The organism is Antrihabitans spumae (assembly GCF_043944905.1).
Taxonomy (GTDB): domain Bacteria; phylum Actinomycetota; class Actinomycetes; order Mycobacteriales; family Mycobacteriaceae; genus Antrihabitans; species Antrihabitans spumae.
Window position 1 is genome coordinate 164,107 of record NZ_JBIMSN010000060.1, and the last position, 15,376, is coordinate 179,482.

At 63.5% G+C, this 15,376-nt stretch carries 21 protein-coding genes; 10 read left to right on the forward strand and 11 right to left on the reverse strand.

Going from position 1 to position 15,376, the window contains the following annotated elements:
- Nucleotides 1-5: 5 nt before the first annotated feature.
- On the forward strand, nt 6-701 hold the full coding sequence (gene hemQ / locus ACHIRB_RS15035; RefSeq protein WP_395123841.1) for a hydrogen peroxide-dependent heme synthase: 696 nt from the start codon (nt 6-8) through the stop codon (nt 699-701).
- Here the strand turns inward: hemQ and ACHIRB_RS15040 are convergent.
- Both ACHIRB_RS15040 and ACHIRB_RS15045 read right to left on the reverse strand, forming a co-directional pair.
- The gene (locus tag ACHIRB_RS15040; RefSeq protein WP_395112915.1) at nt 682-1,314 is read right to left on the reverse strand and encodes a TetR/AcrR family transcriptional regulator; all 633 of its coding nucleotides are present in this window, start codon (nt 1,312-1,314) and stop codon (nt 682-684) included. The genes hemQ and ACHIRB_RS15040 overlap by 20 nt on opposite strands.
- Nucleotides 1,301-1,969, reverse strand: coding sequence for a hypothetical protein (locus ACHIRB_RS15045; RefSeq protein ID WP_395123842.1), 669 nt, complete (start codon nt 1,967-1,969; stop codon nt 1,301-1,303). Before ACHIRB_RS15045 ends, ACHIRB_RS15040 begins: the two co-directional genes overlap by 14 nt.
- Before the next feature lie 92 nt (nt 1,970-2,061).
- On the opposite strand from ACHIRB_RS15045, the gene ACHIRB_RS15050 reads away from it, so the two are divergent.
- Together ACHIRB_RS15050 and ACHIRB_RS15055 are read left to right on the forward strand one after the other, a co-directional pair.
- Complete coding sequence (locus tag ACHIRB_RS15050) at nt 2,062-2,292, forward strand: hypothetical protein (protein WP_395127723.1); 231 nt, start codon at nt 2,062-2,064, stop codon at nt 2,290-2,292.
- Nucleotides 2,289-2,504, forward strand: coding sequence for a hypothetical protein (locus ACHIRB_RS15055; RefSeq protein ID WP_395112918.1), 216 nt, complete (start codon nt 2,289-2,291; stop codon nt 2,502-2,504). Before ACHIRB_RS15050 ends, ACHIRB_RS15055 begins: the two co-directional genes overlap by 4 nt.
- A gap of 12 nt (nt 2,505-2,516) precedes the next feature.
- Here ACHIRB_RS15055 and ACHIRB_RS15060 read toward each other — a convergent pair whose 3' ends face one another.
- The 5 genes from ACHIRB_RS15060 to ACHIRB_RS15080 form a co-directional block, all read right to left on the reverse strand.
- Entirely contained in the window at nt 2,517-2,708 is a 192-nt protein-coding gene (locus tag ACHIRB_RS15060) for a hypothetical protein (protein WP_395112919.1), read from the reverse strand.
- A 142-nt stretch (nt 2,709-2,850) separates the two neighbouring features.
- Nucleotides 2,851-3,270 (reverse strand): peptide-methionine (R)-S-oxide reductase MsrB, encoded by a 420-nt coding sequence (gene msrB, locus ACHIRB_RS15065; protein ID WP_395112920.1) that lies wholly within the window; start codon nt 3,268-3,270, stop codon nt 2,851-2,853.
- Nucleotides 3,271-3,289: 19 nt separating this feature from the next.
- On the reverse strand, nt 3,290-4,624 hold the full coding sequence (locus ACHIRB_RS15070) for a glycosyltransferase family 87 protein (RefSeq protein WP_395123844.1): 1,335 nt from the start codon (nt 4,622-4,624) through the stop codon (nt 3,290-3,292).
- Between the two features lie 72 nt (nt 4,625-4,696).
- Nucleotides 4,697-6,268: an alpha/beta hydrolase gene (locus ACHIRB_RS15075; protein WP_395112922.1), complete on the reverse strand. Its 1,572-nt coding sequence runs from the start codon at nt 6,266-6,268 to the stop codon at nt 4,697-4,699.
- Nucleotides 6,269-6,290: 22 nt separating this feature from the next.
- Nucleotides 6,291-7,064 (reverse strand): pyrimidine reductase family protein, encoded by a 774-nt coding sequence (locus ACHIRB_RS15080; RefSeq protein ID WP_395112923.1) that lies wholly within the window; start codon nt 7,062-7,064, stop codon nt 6,291-6,293.
- Between the two features lie 35 nt (nt 7,065-7,099).
- Between ACHIRB_RS15080 and zapE the strand changes: the two genes are divergently transcribed.
- Nucleotides 7,100-8,116 carry a cell division protein ZapE gene (gene zapE, locus ACHIRB_RS15085; RefSeq protein ID WP_395112924.1) on the forward strand — a complete coding sequence of 339 codons (1,017 nt, stop codon included), beginning with the start codon at nt 7,100-7,102 and terminating at the stop codon, nt 8,114-8,116.
- 24 nt (nt 8,117-8,140) lie between these two features.
- Here the strand turns inward: zapE and ACHIRB_RS15090 are convergent, their stop codons facing one another.
- Nucleotides 8,141-8,680: a GNAT family N-acetyltransferase gene (locus ACHIRB_RS15090; protein ID WP_395112925.1), complete on the reverse strand. Its 540-nt coding sequence runs from the start codon at nt 8,678-8,680 to the stop codon at nt 8,141-8,143.
- Between the two features lie 228 nt (nt 8,681-8,908).
- Between ACHIRB_RS15090 and ACHIRB_RS15095 the strand changes: the two genes are divergently transcribed.
- Nucleotides 8,909-10,540, forward strand: a complete 1,632-nt coding sequence (locus ACHIRB_RS15095; RefSeq protein ID WP_395112926.1) for a VWA domain-containing protein — start codon at nt 8,909-8,911, stop codon at nt 10,538-10,540.
- Between the two features lie 16 nt (nt 10,541-10,556).
- Here the strand turns inward: ACHIRB_RS15095 and ACHIRB_RS15100 are convergent, their stop codons facing one another.
- Both ACHIRB_RS15100 and ACHIRB_RS15105 read right to left on the reverse strand, forming a co-directional pair.
- On the reverse strand, nt 10,557-11,012 hold the full coding sequence (locus ACHIRB_RS15100) for an SRPBCC family protein (protein WP_395123845.1): 456 nt from the start codon (nt 11,010-11,012) through the stop codon (nt 10,557-10,559).
- Between the two features lie 62 nt (nt 11,013-11,074).
- Nucleotides 11,075-11,536, reverse strand: a complete 462-nt coding sequence (locus tag ACHIRB_RS15105; RefSeq protein ID WP_395112927.1) for a PaaI family thioesterase — start codon at nt 11,534-11,536, stop codon at nt 11,075-11,077.
- Between the two features lie 200 nt (nt 11,537-11,736).
- Between ACHIRB_RS15105 and ACHIRB_RS15110 the strand changes: the two genes are divergently transcribed.
- Complete coding sequence (locus ACHIRB_RS15110) at nt 11,737-12,540, forward strand: hypothetical protein (protein ID WP_395123846.1); 804 nt, start codon at nt 11,737-11,739, stop codon at nt 12,538-12,540.
- 131 nt (nt 12,541-12,671) lie between these two features.
- Nucleotides 12,672-12,971 carry a hypothetical protein gene (locus ACHIRB_RS15115; protein ID WP_395123847.1) on the forward strand — a complete coding sequence of 100 codons (300 nt, stop codon included), beginning with the start codon at nt 12,672-12,674 and terminating at the stop codon, nt 12,969-12,971.
- A gap of 5 nt (nt 12,972-12,976) precedes the next feature.
- Here ACHIRB_RS15115 and ACHIRB_RS15120 read toward each other — a convergent pair whose 3' ends face one another.
- On the reverse strand, nt 12,977-13,507 hold the full coding sequence (locus ACHIRB_RS15120; protein WP_395123848.1) for a CAP domain-containing protein: 531 nt from the start codon (nt 13,505-13,507) through the stop codon (nt 12,977-12,979).
- A 250-nt stretch (nt 13,508-13,757) separates the two neighbouring features.
- Between ACHIRB_RS15120 and ACHIRB_RS15125 the strand changes: the two genes are divergently transcribed.
- The 3 genes from ACHIRB_RS15125 (at nt 13,758) to ACHIRB_RS15135 (ending at nt 15,093) form a co-directional block, all read left to right on the forward strand.
- Entirely contained in the window at nt 13,758-14,042 is a 285-nt protein-coding gene (locus ACHIRB_RS15125) for a hypothetical protein (RefSeq protein ID WP_395123849.1), read from the forward strand.
- Between the two features lie 85 nt (nt 14,043-14,127).
- Nucleotides 14,128-14,568 carry a hypothetical protein gene (locus tag ACHIRB_RS15130; protein WP_395123850.1) on the forward strand — a complete coding sequence of 147 codons (441 nt, stop codon included), beginning with the start codon at nt 14,128-14,130 and terminating at the stop codon, nt 14,566-14,568.
- Nucleotides 14,569-14,706: 138 nt separating this feature from the next.
- Nucleotides 14,707-15,093, forward strand: coding sequence for a DoxX family protein (locus tag ACHIRB_RS15135; protein ID WP_395123851.1), 387 nt, complete (start codon nt 14,707-14,709; stop codon nt 15,091-15,093).
- The last annotated feature ends 283 nt before the right edge of the window (nt 15,094-15,376 follow it).

The following is a 15,376-nucleotide window of genomic DNA, read 5'->3' on the forward strand; positions in this document are numbered from 1 at the left end:
TGTGCGTGGCACGCCTAGATTTTCAGACACTCAATTCGACGATCCGATACCTGATGTTCTCTGTCTTTCAGGTCCAGCCGGGTCAACTCGGCGACGACAGGGAAGCGGCGATCAAGGATGCGCAGGTCTTCTTCGAAGGCCTCGCCGACAAGGGTGTCGTGCTCCGCGGTATCTACGACGTTGCAGGTTTGCGCGCCGATGCCGACTTCATGCTGTGGACGCACGCGGAGAACATCGAAGAGTTGCAGGCTGCGTACGCCGATTTCCGGCGGACGACCGTGCTCGGCAAGGTGAGTGCTCCGATCTGGAGCAACGTCGCGCTGCACCGGCCCGCGGAGTTCAACAAGAGCCACCTGCCCGCGTTTCTCACGGGGGAGGAGCCGGGCAACTACATCTGTGTCTACCCGTTCGTCCGGTCCTACGAGTGGTACCTGCTGCCCGACGACGAGCGTCGCAAGATGCTCGCCGATCACGGCAAGGCCGCGCGAGCCTACGCCGACGTTCGCGCGAACACGGTGAGTTCCTTCGCGCTCGGCGATTACGAATGGATTCTTGCTTTCGAGGCACCCGAACTGCACCGAATCGTCGACCTGATGCGCGAACTTCGGGCGACCGAAGCGAGATTGCATGTGCGCGAAGAGATTCCGTTCTACACGGGCCCTCGCGTCGAGATCGACAAACTTATTGCGGCACTGCCCTGATCCGATTCGCCGTGGCGTCACCGCGGTAACCGAGTAGGTCGGCGACCATGGTCTTCAAGCTACTCAGCTGCAGGTCGCGGTCGTAGCCGAGTTCGCTGAGCCGGCTGTAGAGGCCGTCGACGAGGACGAGAACCCACCCCGCGAGTAGGTGCGGTGACGCGGTCGGCTCCAGCTGGCCTATGCGTTCGGCCTTCTCGATCAGTGTTGCAATCCCGTCGCGCGTCAGCGTCTCGGTGCCGGTGACCAGCTCGGCGAACACAGGATCCTGGTGGCAGCGTTCGACGACGGCCGCCATCAGTCCCGCAATGATCGGTAGCCGCGCCTGCTCGGCGCAGTGGTCGATCCACTCGATCACGCAACCGTACGGGTCGTCGGATTGTGCTGCCGCGGTGAAGAATTCGTCGAGGTCGGAGCGGTCCTGCTCGAAGATTGCGCTGAAGACCGCCTGCTTGTTCGGGAAGTAGTGAAACAGGCTGCCCGAACTGATGCCCGCCGTCGAGCAGATCTTCGCGGTCGTCGTCTTCGCAAAGCCTTTGTCCGCGAAGCACTCCGCGGCGGCGTCGAGGATGTGCAGTCGCCGTTTCGCATGTTGTTGTGGGTCAACGGTTCTCATCGGAACTCCCCGCTGCGGTGCTCCCTGTTGCGGTGCTTCCCTCGGCGGCGATGTCGCGCTTTCGCTGCGCTGCTCGCTGCCGCCGACCGACCTCGTTCGCAGCAATACCGATCGCGATCAGAACCGGGATCCAGTACTTCGCCGATGCTGCGATGGCCCCGACCCAGCCTGGAAGCGAGATGTCCGGCAGGTCGAGGCTCGGCAGGGGGATGCTCGGCAGGTTCAGGTCGGGTAGGTCGGGCTTGGGAATGTTCAGGTCCGGCAACAGGCGCAGCAGCAGATTCAGACCGAGCACCCCGGCGATGATCTCGAGTGCCGCAATCCCGATGTGTCTGGCGGCGTAGACCTTCGGTCGGCGTTGTTTCAGTGCCGCGAGCTTCGCCTTCCTGGACCCGGGTGGGGGGTCGTACTCGATGTCGCGTTCGGTGTCGTCGGGTGATCCGTCGAGCCGTAATACTGCCTTCGATATGCGCGTACCCCAGCCGACGCCGACCTTGACCCGCGCAGCATCGAGATCGAACGTCACGGCACCGAAGATGGGGATCCGACGCGTGTCGACGACGGTGTCGTCACGGAGTAGTTCGATCGACTTGTCGGCAGCTGGTCTGACGGCAACGGAGTGTCCTCGAACGCGCAAGGTCCACGTCTGATCCATGGATTTAATACTAGACCGCGTACTCGGTTTATAAAAGACTAGAGGCCTCGAAAGCGCGGCGGCGCTTGTTTTGTCAGTATGGGGTGGACCGAATGGAACCGCGTGGATGGGGGATTCACCGTATGGGTCGGGCACCGCTCGTGTTGATCGCCGTCCTCGTTCTGTGCGCGACGCTCGCGGGGTGCTCCGCGTCCAAGCCAGCACAAGGTGCGGATTTGCACGACACGATCGAGTCCGCCGCGGACGACCTCGGGGCGCCGGGAATGGCAGTCGAGGTCGATCGCACCCCCGCTCCACACGACACGTGGTTCTCGTCGGCGTGATCGCGATAGCCGTTGGCGTTCTTGCACCACTCGCCGGACTGATCGGCATCGAAGTTCTCGCAGGAGCTCCGATTTCCGTGATCGACAGGTGGGCTCCCGACGTCGCTCTGCTGTTCTGGATCCTGTTGGCCGAGATCGTGCTGATTGCGGTGTTGATATTGCTGCGCGCCGCACTCTCCCCGCAACGCTGGATTGCCCGATTCGCTCGCTGAACGCCGGGGGGATCACTCGATTGCACGGACCAGAGCGGACAGAATGCGGCCGAAGAACTCGTACTCGGTGGCGACTTCGATGACGGCGCCGTCGATCACGGTGTCGCGTCGGACTCGACGACTGCGACGAACGCTCACGGCCATAGCGCCGACGACGAGCACCAACGACGCAACGATCAGAACAACGAGCAGCAGCGGGTCCATGGATTCTCCTCGGGTGTCGCAGCCGTGGGGGCTGTCATCCGAGGGTCCCTCGACCCGCCCTGTCGCGATAGAAACCCAACGTGTCGAAACTTTCCCTCGACGGAGTGCCGGGTTTTGTGCATCGGTCCGCAGTGGCGCCCGGCTACTCGGCGGGCTTCAACGTCAGCGAGATGGAGTTGATGCAGTAACGCTGATCGGTCGGGGTGTCGTACCCCTCGCCTTCGAAGACGTGGCCGAGGTGGCTGTGGCAGTTCGCGCACACGACCTCGACGCGCTTCATGCCGAGGCTGCGGTCGGTTTTGAGGATGACGGCGTCGGAGTCTTTCGGATCGAAGAACGACGGCCAACCGCAGTGGGATTCGAACTTCTCCGAACTACGGAAGAGTTCGGCGCCACAGGCACGGCAGGCGTACACACCTTCGGTTTTGGTGTCGGTGTACTCGCCGGTGAAGGGCCGCTCGGTACCCGCGAGTCGCAGGACCTTGAACTCCGCTGGAGAGAGCTTGACGCGCCATTCGTCGTCGGACAGCTGAACGGGGGGCTTGGATTCGATGGAACTCATGCGTCCACGCTAATAGGTTTCAGCGTGTGGTTGGGGCCGGCGATTCTGACAACTCTGTGACGGCGGTGTCGCCCGAGGTGGGTGCGGTCCCGGACGTGCTCCCGTCGGCGGGTGTCGATGCCGATCTGTCGACGACCGCACTCGGCAGCAGGTACGACGGATCGATGCCCTTGTCGAGCCTGCCTTGCCGCCGCGCAGCGAGGTAGCGATCGGCGAGCACGGCGAAGATCACGAGCAGGAGCAGGCTCCAGCCCAACGTGGTCTTCATGTATTCGGCGAGGCGACCGACATCGGGGAACCGCGTCGACAGCCAACTGTCGTAGTACATGAACCCATAGATCGCCAACCACGCCGGCCAGTTCCGTAGTACCGAATTCTTCAGCACGACCGTCATCAGCAGCGGGAACAGCATCATCGAGTAGTACATCTGGCCGAGCGAACCGAGCAGCCACGACGCGGTGAGAATAACGCCCGACGACGTTGCGACGAAGAACAGTTCGTCGTTGCGGTAGTAGCGGTAGAGCAGCCACAGCGAGATCAGCACCATGGCCACGAACAGCAACCGGATTCCCCAGGTGAGCCACGGCGCCAGACCGTAGTACTCGGCGTTTCCGACGATGGCACTGTTGAAGTAGTCGCGCGATTCGCCGAGGTAGGGCACCGTCTCGGTGACGAATGCCATCGGGTCCTTGGACAACGGCCAGGCGATTGCAGTGAGCGCCAGTGGCACGCCGATGGCGGTGATGAACACCTTCCACTGCCCCCGGACCAAAGCGATCAGCAGCAACGGCGCGAGTATCGGTTTGACCGCGATCGTCAATCCGAGAGCGGCACCCGCCCACAGGTCGCGGCGCTTGAGCAACAGCATGATGAAGACGATTTCGCCGAGCAGCACACAACCGTTGATGTTGGTGAAAACCAATGTGTTGGTCACGGTTTCGGACGAGAACATCGCAAGAAGCAAGATCGGGGCGGCAACCGATTTCAGTCCGTAGCCGAACAGCTTCAGCAACAGGTAACCCGCAAGAACGATGGCGAGTGCGTTGACCGCAATGAACAGCCACCGAGCCTTCTCCGGGTCGAGCACGGCCATCGGCGCGATCAGCAGAGTGCCGCTCGGTGCGTACAGATAGTGCGGATCGACCGAATCGAAGTTCGCGTAATAGACCTCTCGATGATTGAGAAAGTCGAGCGCAGCCTGATAGACGGGCTTGAAATCGTCGGTGATGTAGCCGTTGATCGCCTTGATGAACACTCGATGCAACATCGTCATGATGGCGAGCGGCCACGCGACATAGCAGATCACCTCGGTCGTCGTACGCCCGGTGCGAGGTTCGAGTTGTCTAAGGAACACTGGGGCACGGTACACCGAATGCGCTCTCGGTTGTCCTATAGACACCCCGTTCGGGGTGGTTGCAGAAGTGCCTCAGGCGGGGCACACGGTCCCGTTCGGCGGCAGTTTGCCGTCGTTGACGTAGGCGACGACGCTGTCCTGAGCGCACCCGGAATGAGCGGTAACAGGGTGCCCCCAGCCCTGCCAGCTGAGTGCGGACACCTGACCGCCCGCGTTGCCGATGGCGCCGGTCACCGAGCTGACCCCCGAGTTGCCGGTGACCGGGTCGGCGGCTCCGCTGAGCACCAGCACCGGGATCTTCAAGTCGGACGGCGCCGGGGGCGCTTGGGCTACCGGCCATGCCGAGCACGCGAGCATCGTCACCGCGGCCTCGGGGCCGAAGATCGGGAACTTCTCGCCCCACTCCTTCTGCAACTCACGCACACGTTGCGGTGGCGGCCACTGCTGACCGTCGCTGCACCGGTTGATGAACTGACCGTCACCCTCGGTCAACGCTTCTTCGCGGGCGATGAGTGATTGCAGTGCGGCCGTGTCACCCGCTGCTGCGGCGGCAAGGGTATCGGCGAGTACGGTCACCCGGCTCGGCTGATCGCCGCGCGGCGAACCGAGGAAGCCGGAAATCGCAGTCAGCAGCGCATTGGACGAAATCGAGCCGAGCTGGCCGGCGCGAGCTCGATTCACCAGGTCTGTGATCGCCTTGCGGGGATCGGGTCCGAGCGCACAGTTCAACCCCGTGCACCGAGTCGCAAACGCGGTGATCGCGGCTTCGGCGCCTTGCAGCCTGTGGTCCGTCAGCTGTGTCGCGTCCAAGCCGAGCCCCTCGGGCGAGTCGAGGATCAACCTGCTCACGTGCTTCGGATACTTCGCCGCGTAACTCAGCGCGACCTTCGCGCCGTTGCCGGTTCCGAGGAGGGCCAGTGTGTCGACCTGCCACACCGAACGGAGTTCCTCGAGATCGTCGGCGGCGTGGATGGCGTCGAAGGCAAGTTCCTGTGGCTGCAGAAAGTCTTTGCACGCGATCGTCGCGTCCTGGCTGAGTTTTGCGACAGCATCGGCGGCATCTTCACCCGCCAGGCTGAACTGGGCGAGATCGAGCAGCTGGCGTCGCTGTTCGGGAGCGATGCATTCGATCGGCTGCGAGTTGCCGATGCCGCGCCGGTCGATGGCGACGATCGGACGCGACGCGAGCAGGCCTGCAGCCGGCCCTATGGCGAGCGAGGCAAGCGTGCCGGACGACGCTCGGTCCGCACCGGAGGTGAGTACGAGCGGTGCTGCATCGACGGGAGTCTGCGGCAGCCGAGCCCGCAGCGCCCCGACCGTGAAGGTGCCGTACACGTTGTTTCCGGACTTGTCGATCGCGGCCGAGAACTCCGCGCAGTCGAGCACAAGCCCGGCGGGTCCGGCGCCGAGGTCGAAAACTTCGAGCAAGGCGCGAGTGCAATCCCGCCATTCGAGATCGGTTTTCGGCTTCTCCAATGCGGGCAGCGGGTTTTCCGGCGGCGGCGTCGACGTCGAGTTGTCGCCACCCGAACCCTGGCTGTCGCGTTCGGTCGCGACAACCGGACGATCGGACGGGCCGACGCCACAGGCGCAGCAGAGCGCGACAATCATCCCGAGGACGGCCGCCAAGCGTGTCGAGCGCATAGTGCACAGCCTGCCAGGTTTTTCAGCGGGGCCGAGCGCGCACCCATCGCGTGAGGACGGTTCCGTCGTCGTCGGTAAGCAGATGCGCTCTCGCCATGGGTGTTCGAACGGTCTGCGGGGAGACCGCAATTCGACCCGTCGTACCGCTGACGAGCAGGGGAGATGTGGTGATGCACAGTTCGTCGACGGCGTCGTCCGCCACGAGTTGCCCGAACAGTGACGGTCCGCCTTCGCAGAGAATTCGATCGAGTCCGAGACCTTCGAGGGTCGTCAGTATCGCCTCGGTGCTCACCTGATCGGTCCCGATTTCCAACACCTCGGCTCCCGCTGCGGTCAGCTGCGCTTTGCGTTCGGCAGGCGCGTCGGTACAGGTCAGGATGATCGGGGCGACGCTGGTGTCGGTCAGTAGCCGTGACGTCGGGTCGATGTGAGCGCCGGCAGAGACGATCGCGACCGGCGGAACTGCCGCAAGGCCGCGATCCAGGCGCCACTCGCGACGGGCCTCGTTGGTCCGTGCCCCGCCGTAGTCCTCGGCTCGCGCGGTCCCGGCACCGACGAGGATGACGTCCGCCAGTTCGCGCAGAACTCCGAAAACCTGCTTGTCGGAGGGTGTTCCGAGGCCGGTCGACGACCCGTCGAGATGGGCGGCACCGTCGATCGTCGAAATGAAGTTGACGCGCAACCAAGGTGTCGCGAGTTCTTCGGGGTAGGCGTAGAGGTCGCGAAGTTCGTCGAGACCGACGGTCGTAGTGGTGTTGGAACCTGTGACCTGAGTCGCATTGTGGATATGCTGCACACAACAGATAAGAGCACGTCGTTAGGGTTGCGCGCATGCCCGAACGTCTCGTCGATCGCAGTCCGGTGGTTCCGGCTGACCAACTGGTCGCACAAATGGTCCCGCCACCGATGTTCGACGACGTCAGTTTCGCGTCCTACATCCCCAATCCGAACGAGCCGACGCAGAAGGCAGCGGTCGAGAAGGCCGCCGAGTTCGCGAAGAAGATCCCGGGGATCCGGTCCGGCGGTAAGCGGGGACTGTTCGGCAAGAAGCCCCAGCCGACCGGTGCCGGTCTCTACCTCGACGGTGGTTTCGGCGTCGGCAAGACCCACTTGCTCGCCTCGATCTATCACGCTGCGCCGGAACCGAAATCGTTCGGCACGTTCGTCGAACTAACCCACGTCGTCGGGGCGCTCGGGTTCAACCGAGCGGTCGAGGAACTGTCGTCCAACAGTCTGCTGTGCATCGACGAGTTCGAACTCGACGATCCAGGCGACACGATGCTCGTGTCGCGGTTGCTGACCGAACTCTCCACCCGCGGCGTCTCGATCGTCGCTACCTCGAACACACTTCCCGGACAGCTGGGCGAGGGTCGATTCGCGGCACAGGATTTTCTACGTGAGATCAAGAAGCTCGGCTCGATCTTCGAATCCGTACGGGTCGACGGACCCGACTATCGGCACCGCGATCTGCCGCCCGCACCGGAGCCGGTGACCGACGAGGTGTTGATCGAACGTTCGAATGCAATACCGGGAGCGACGCTCGACGACTTCGACGCGTTGTGCCGCCACCTCAGCAAACTGCACCCGTCGCGCTACGGAAAGCTGGTGAAGGGGATCTCCTCGGTGTTCATCGACAACGTGCACCCGGTCGACGATCAGGCGGTCGCGCTGCGTTTCGTCGTCCTTGCGGACCGTCTGTACGACGCGAGCATCCCGGTGACGGTGTCCGGCGCGAAGCTCGACCAGATCTTCACGCAGGAGATGCTCGACGGCGGCTACCGCAAGAAGTACCTGCGCGCGACGTCCCGATTGCTTGCCCTGTCGCGCTTTTCGGTAGCGAGCGGTTAGCCCGATCGGGACTCGCTCGGTCGGCTAGATCGAACGCTGCATGACGAAGTCGTGGTGTAGCTGCGTTCCGACGCGGAACGTCTTGGTTCCGACCGTCTCGAACCCGTTTTTGGTGTAGAAGCGTTGCGCGCGTTGATTGTGCTGGTTGACGCCGAGCCACACGCCCGTGTAGCTGTTGGCCCGGGCGAATTCGACGGCGGCATCCATCAGCGCTGTCGAGACGCCTGTCCCGTGCTGGCCGGGGAGGACGTACATCTTGCTGATCTCGAGGATCGGTCGCAGGGTGACAACCTTGGCGACTTCCGCATCTTCGGGCGGGCCGTCGAGAAGCATGGCGTAGCCGACGATCTTGCCGCCCTTCGTCGCTTTGAGGACGGTGCGCAGCGGATCGGACAGGTATTCGCCGAAGCGCTCGTAGCTCAACACCTCGTCGATGAACACTTCGATGTCTTCGGGACTAGCGTTCGGCGGACATGCAAGCGGGAATGTTGCTGCCGCAACATCACTGAGCGCTTCCGCGTCCCAGAGACCCGCCCGGCTGACGTCGACGGCAACCATGGTCATATGACTAGTAGAACACGCAACAGTCGAGAACTGCGATATCTCCACGTTTGCCGTCGAGTGCCGAACGGCACGGTTTTCCCGGACCCGATTGCGCTCAATTGGCCGGCTGCTGTCGAGGTCAGGCGCAAGTAAGGCGAGTGCCCACGCGTTGATTGCCCGAAGGTGGCGAGCGGTGCGGCTCATCGATGTTCTTCTGCTCGGTGGCGCGGTCGTCCTAGAGTTGACCGGGTGACGACGATTACAAAGGGTGGCAACGTATCGCTTCCAGCCGCAGCAGGGCGGGTCCGCGTCGAGGTCGGCTGGTCGGGCGGTCCGAATCTGGATGCTGCTGCCCTGCTGCTGACCTCGACCGGGAAAGTCCGCTCGGACGCGGACATGGTCTTCTACAACCAGCCGACATCTCAGGAGGGCAGCGTCCGGCATCTCGGCAAATCCGGCACTAGGGACGCGGTTTCGGCCGACCTCGCCGCGTTGCCACCCACCATCGAGACGATCGCAGTAACGGCGTCGGCAGACGGTGCGCCGTTCAGTCAGGTCATCGGACTGTCGGTGCAGGTCATCGACGAGGCAAGCGGTGCCGTCGTTGCGAGATTCGACGTCCCTCCGGCAGGCACCGAGACCGCGTTCGTTCTCGGCGAGCTCTACAAACGCAACAACGCGTGGAAGTTCCGTGCGGTCGGGCAGGGCTGGGCGTCCGGATTGGCAGGACTCGCAAAGGACTACGGGATATCGGTCGACGACGATCCCGCCCCGGCGGTACAGACGCCGCAGGCAGTGCAAACGCCGCCGCCCGCTGCTCCCGCACCCACTGCCCCTGCGGCATCCGCCACCGCGTCCGCAGGTAACTCGTCGATCAACATGAACAAGGGCGTTCGGCTGGAGAAGCAGCTACGCGGCCAGCCGCCCACGATGGTCAAGCTGGTGAAGAAGGCAGGCATCTCGCTCGAGAAGAAGGGGCTGTCCGACCATAGGGCCCGCGTTGCGCTGTGCCTCGACATCTCGGCCTCGATGACCAATCTGTACAAGTCGGGCAAGGTCCAGGAATTGTGCGAGCGGGTACTCGGTCTTGCCGTGCAGTTCGACGACGACGGCGCGTGCGACGTATTCACCTTCGGCACAGGGGGATACGAGGAGGGTCCGCTCGATCTACGCAACTACGGCGGCTGGGTGCAGAACCTGGTCGGCAGGCGCAGACTCGAGGGTGGCACGAACTACAACCGAGCAATGGAGGCGGTGCGGCAGTTCTACTTTCCTGAAAGCAAGGGTGGACCGCGCAACAGTCCACGGTTCGATCAGCTGCCCGTCTACGTCATGTTCGTGACCGACGGGCAGACCACCGATCAGGACGGGACGCGCAATCAGGTCACCTGGTCGTCCTACGAGCCGCTCTTCTGGCAGTTCATGGGACTCGGCCAGTCCAGCCGCAATGTGACGCCGGATCCGAACTACGACCAGACGAAGCACGCCGTTCCCGAGTTCGGCGGACAGCCTGCTCAACAGGGCGCGCCGGTGGGCTATCCGGGTCAGCCGGGGTATCCGCCTGCGCAGCAGGGCTATCCGGGCCAACCGCCGCAGGGTCAGCCACCGGCGGATCCGCCGAAGAAGCGTCGGGGTCTCTTCGGCGGCGGCGGAGGCACCGGAGGCGGTTTCGCGGCACGCCTTGCCGCGATGGCGACGGGCGATTTCAAGTTCCTGGAAGAACTCGACAACCTGCCTGGCAGGTATCTCGACAACGCGAACTTCTTCTCGGTTGCCGATCCCGGCGCGTTGCCCGATGGTCAGTTGTACGACCTGATGATGGACGAGTACCCGGGTTGGGTTGCCCAAGCGCGACAGCAGGGTTTGCTGCCGCCACACTGATCGTTCCTGCGGTGGTTCAGTTCTCGACGACGTTCTTGATCCGGGTCAACGTCGTCCGCATGCCCTCACGGTTGGTCTTTCCGCGAGTCCAGCCGAAAAGGGTCCAGTAGATCCGCAGTGGCAGCGCCGAGCCGATCTCGAAAGATTCGGTCACGTCGGTGCCGTCGCCACTCGGCTCGAATCGGTAGCGCCACGTATTCACAGGCATGCCGTTCGGGCCGAGGACGGTGAACCCGAACTCGCGGCCGGGTTCGCACGCGATGATGCGGCACGTCGTCCAGTAGACGGGTCCAACGCCGTTTCGCTTGACGTGACCGCGAAACTTGACCCCGATCGCGGGTCCGGTAGCGCCGCCGAGCCATTCGGCCTCGAATGTTTCGGGGGAGAACTCGCCGGTCCTGGTGATGTCGGCGACGAGGTTCCACACGGTCTCGGGTGGAACGGCCATGTGCACTGTCACGGAATTGCTCATGCGTCGACGCTACGACCGTGCCGTCGCGCAGATGCAGCCGGGTTGGGCGTGGATTCGTGGCGTCACCTCGGTCGCCATCTTTTCCACGTCGCTGTCGCGGCGGCACGTACTTTGCCGTCCCAGACCAATTCGACTTCGGCGAGAATCGTCGGCTCGGTGGCCTCGGTGATGGTCGCGCGCAGTTCGACCTCCTCGGTCAGCGAGCATGGCCTCAGGTACTTCACGTCGAGGCCGGCGGTCAGGTACGACAGTGCGGCGTCGCCGAGCGGATGCCAGCCCTGGCGGTCCGCTTCTGCCATAACCGCTGCGGCGCTGTGGCAATCGAGGATCGTGCAGATGATGCCGCCGTTGAGGTAGCCGATGCCGTTGTCGTGTTCGGGCCAGGGGCGGAAGGTGGCCGTGACAACGCCGTCACCGGGAAAACTGTTGAGATGCAGACCTTTCGGGTTCGCTGGACCGCAGCCGAAACAGGTGGTCTCCGGATAGAGCCGCTGCTGGATGCTGACGGCGGCGTCGTGCGTCATGCTTGCTCCGTTGTTCGGGTTCTCGGGGTTCCCACTGGTGTACCGCATGTGGGGGCCGCAGCCCAGCGAAACGGCGGTGCGATCGACGCGCGTTAGGGTGGGAATCGTGGTGTATCGGGAGTACGCGCCGCCCGCCGACCTGGTCGGCGTGTTCCGATTTCTGAAAGACCTTGCCTGAGCCGCTGCGTAGCGTGACGGCAATGACGATCGATGTTGCTGCCGCCGAACGGTTTGTTCATGCGAACGCGCGCCTACTCGACAGACACAGGCTCGCGGCACTGCGTGGTCGATCGGCCGACCCGGTCCTGACCGCGTTGCGCGCGTATCGCAATCCCGACGGCGGCTTCGGGCACGCCCTCGAGCCCGACGTCCGGACCCCGGACAGCGAGACAACGTGTGCTCTGCACGCGCTCGAGGTGCTGGCTGAAGTAGGAGCGCTCGGTGACGACATGGTCGCACCGACGGTGGACTGGCTTGCTGCAAACGATGTCGACGGGGGAGTGCCGTTCGTTCTGCCCGGCGCTGCTGCCTATCCACACGGACCGTGGATGGTTCCTACACCCGGCGGCTCGCATCTGACCTTCGGAGTTGTCGGAGTCCTCGCCGCTGTCGACCTCGGCCATCCGTGGATCGCTCGGGCGACCGAATGGTGCTGGGACAAGTTGGAACGGCCGGACGAGTTGAACGCCTACTGGGTGAAGTACGCGCTTGTGTTCCTCGACGCGGTTGCTGATGCTGCCCGCGCGACTGCCGTCATCGACAGGTTCCGCCCGCTACTCGACGAACACGGGTCGGTGCCCGTCCCCGGTGGCACTGCCGACGAGCGGTTGACGGCGTTGACGCTGTCGCCACATCCCGGTTCGCGGAGCCGCGCCCTGTTCACCGACTACCAGTTGGAGGTCGACCTCGATCGTCTGGAACGAGGTCAGCACGAGGACGGCGGCTGGACGTTCGATTGGCTCGGCTGGTCGCCGGGCAATCGGCGGAGTGGCGAGGAATCGTGACCCTGCGAGCGCTGAGTGCGCTGTCGCTCAACGGTCGGATCTCGGTGTGAAGGTCGCAGTCTGAAGATCACCGTGTGAATCAGGGTTCTTCCCCATATGCTCCGATGCCGTAGACTGGCTACCCTGAGTTCATGAGCAACGGCAGTTCGAAAGTCGCAAGTAGACGCGTGCTCGCGAAAATGCTGGTCGCCGGTGCAGTCGTCACTACACCGTCCGCTGTCCTTGCTGCGTCTGCCAATGCCGAGCCGGGCCCGGGACTCGTCCAGGCGGATCGCGATCGGGACAGTGATCGCGAGCGCCGGGAGCGTCGTGAGAAAAAGGTAGACCCGAGTCACGCGAACAACCGCTACTACTACCGACTCGATATCCCGTTGTGTCAGATGCTGTTCGAGCAGGAGAACTGGACGCGGCTGGAGGAGATCTGCCGCTGAGGCGGTTAGGCCGGTCGCGCGAAGTCGATGGTCCAGTACGAGTTGGAGTTGGATCCCGACGTGACACCGATGCCGACGTCGGTGAAACGGCAGTTCAGGATGTACGGATTCTCGGATGCGACGAACGCGTTGACCACGTCGGCCGAGGTCGCTGCAGGCGGCGTCATCAGAACGAGCTCGCCGACCGAGCTGGCCGCGTACCCTGCGTCCTTGATGCGGGTTGCGGGTGTCGATTTTCCGGTTCCGGCGCTGGAGGCGACCTTGGAACGCGCCATCTCACCACTGTGCGCTTGAGCTGCGTTCTGCAGTGCGCTGTTCACGGCGAGTGACGGGCAGCCGACTTTGTTGCGTGCTGCGTTCATGGCACCGACCGCACCGCTGACATCGAGGGGAGCTGCGGACGACGGAGCTGCCAGCACGACGCTGCCTGCCGTAAGACCGATGGCCGCTACAGCCAGAGTCGCGCCGCGAACGATTGTTGTACGCGTCGAGCGACAGGTCTGCGTGCTGCCGAGCATGTTGTTCTCACGATTCATAGGGGCACCCTAGCGCTCGCGGGGCCGGAACGCAGGCCGAGGTCCGTCGTTCTCGCCGAGTCGGTGTCCGGTTTGGTGCGGTTCGGTGAGCAGATTCTCGGCGTCGACGGGTTTGACGAGGCGATTCGTAAAGACTCGGCAAAGTTGGGGGTTTACCCCTATGTACTCCTGGTCAGCCTGCTGATAGACCTAAAGGACCAAGGGCCGCATCAGGATTCGGCTTGTCAACGCCTACGTCAGGAGTTCGTTCATGTTCAACGCGAAGTCGACCGAAGGTAAAGGGCATCTCGTTGCGAAAGCGTGTGTTGTCGGCGCACTCGCGGTTGTTCCGCTCGCGGTTGTCGCGGTGCCCGCGAACGCCTCGCCGGCTCCGGGAATTGTGCAGGTGGACAGGGATCGGCACCACAATCACCACGGCGATCGAGACCGGAACCACAACGACGATTTCTACCGTTTCCGGCTGGACAACAATCCCTACTGCTTCTTGCTCTTCCAGCAGGGAAACTGGCATCTGTTCAACGCAGTCTGCCGCTAGCACCGCATAGCGGTCTCCGAAACGTCCCGATCGACAGCGTGCGAAGCGCTACGCTCCTGATCCGTCGGCGGGACGAAGGAGAAACATGAAGTTTTGCGTTGCGGTGGCAGCTGGGTTTGTGGCAAGCGCGGCAATTCTGGTCGGCTGCGGCGAAAACGTCGACGGCACAGCGACAGCGGGAGACGAGACGTCGGCAACTGCTGAGCCCACAACCGAAGCCTCTACCCGGACATCGTCGCCTCGCACCTCGACGCCGCGGTCGTCCTCCTCAGCTCCGGTGCCGTTCACCATCGGCGCGCTGGAGACGAAACTCGCGAGCAACGTCGACGCACTTTCGGTGGCATGCACAGGCCCCGCCGCACCGGAGTCCGGAGACCAATTCGACTGCGTCGCAGTCATCGCCGAAGGTGATCTCCCGATCACGGTGACCCTCACCGATGCCGCCGGGCAGAAGTACGCCTACGACGGCAAAGCCGATTTCGGCACGACGATCAAAAGTGTCTCCGGAAGCTTCTCCTTGAAGTAGCGATCGATCACTGCGAGCTGTGCGTTGTCACAGCAGTCGGTTGGTCGGCGTCTTATGGTGCGACCGTCACTGTTGGGCGGCACCGATCGCAACTCCTGCCATCGCCGGGGGAGTCGCCGACAGCTTCAGGAGAGCCTCGTGAACATCGCGCTGTGGATCGTCGCCGGACTGCTGGCCATCGCATACCTAGCGGGTGGCGGCGGCAAAGTTGTGCTCCCGAAAGACAAGCTGATTGCGTTGGGTCCCAGTGCCGAATGGGCCGAAGACTTCAGTGCCGCAGGCGTCAAAGCAATCGGAGCACTCGAAGTGCTGGCAGCCGTGGGGTTGATCCTGCCGGCCGTGCTCGACATCGCACCGGTGCTCGTGCCGCTGGCCGCGTCGGGTTTGGTGCTGATCATGATCGGCGCGACGATCACCCGCATTCGACGACACGAATACACGTTGATGGCGTTGGACGTGGTCTATCTCGCTCTCGCCGCGTTTGTGGCATGGGGTCGGTTCGGGCCTTACTCCTTCACCGACTGAGATCGAGTCGCTCAGCGTGCGGGCCAGGTCGGGGCGATCTCGCGTCGGTAGCGTCGCCCCGCGATTCTGGTGAAAAGGAAGATGATGGGCGGCGGGAGTTCCTTGCGGAGGCCGGCGAGATCGGACGAATCGGCGTCAGCTGAAGAAGCCGAAGACGCCGGAGCGAATGCCACATTGGTGCGCCTATGCGGTACCAGTGCCGCATCCGCTCCGCGAAGAAACGGGGGTCAAGCCCAAACGCGTGGTGTAACGAGGTGGTCGCCGCGTGACCCTGTTTGGTCAG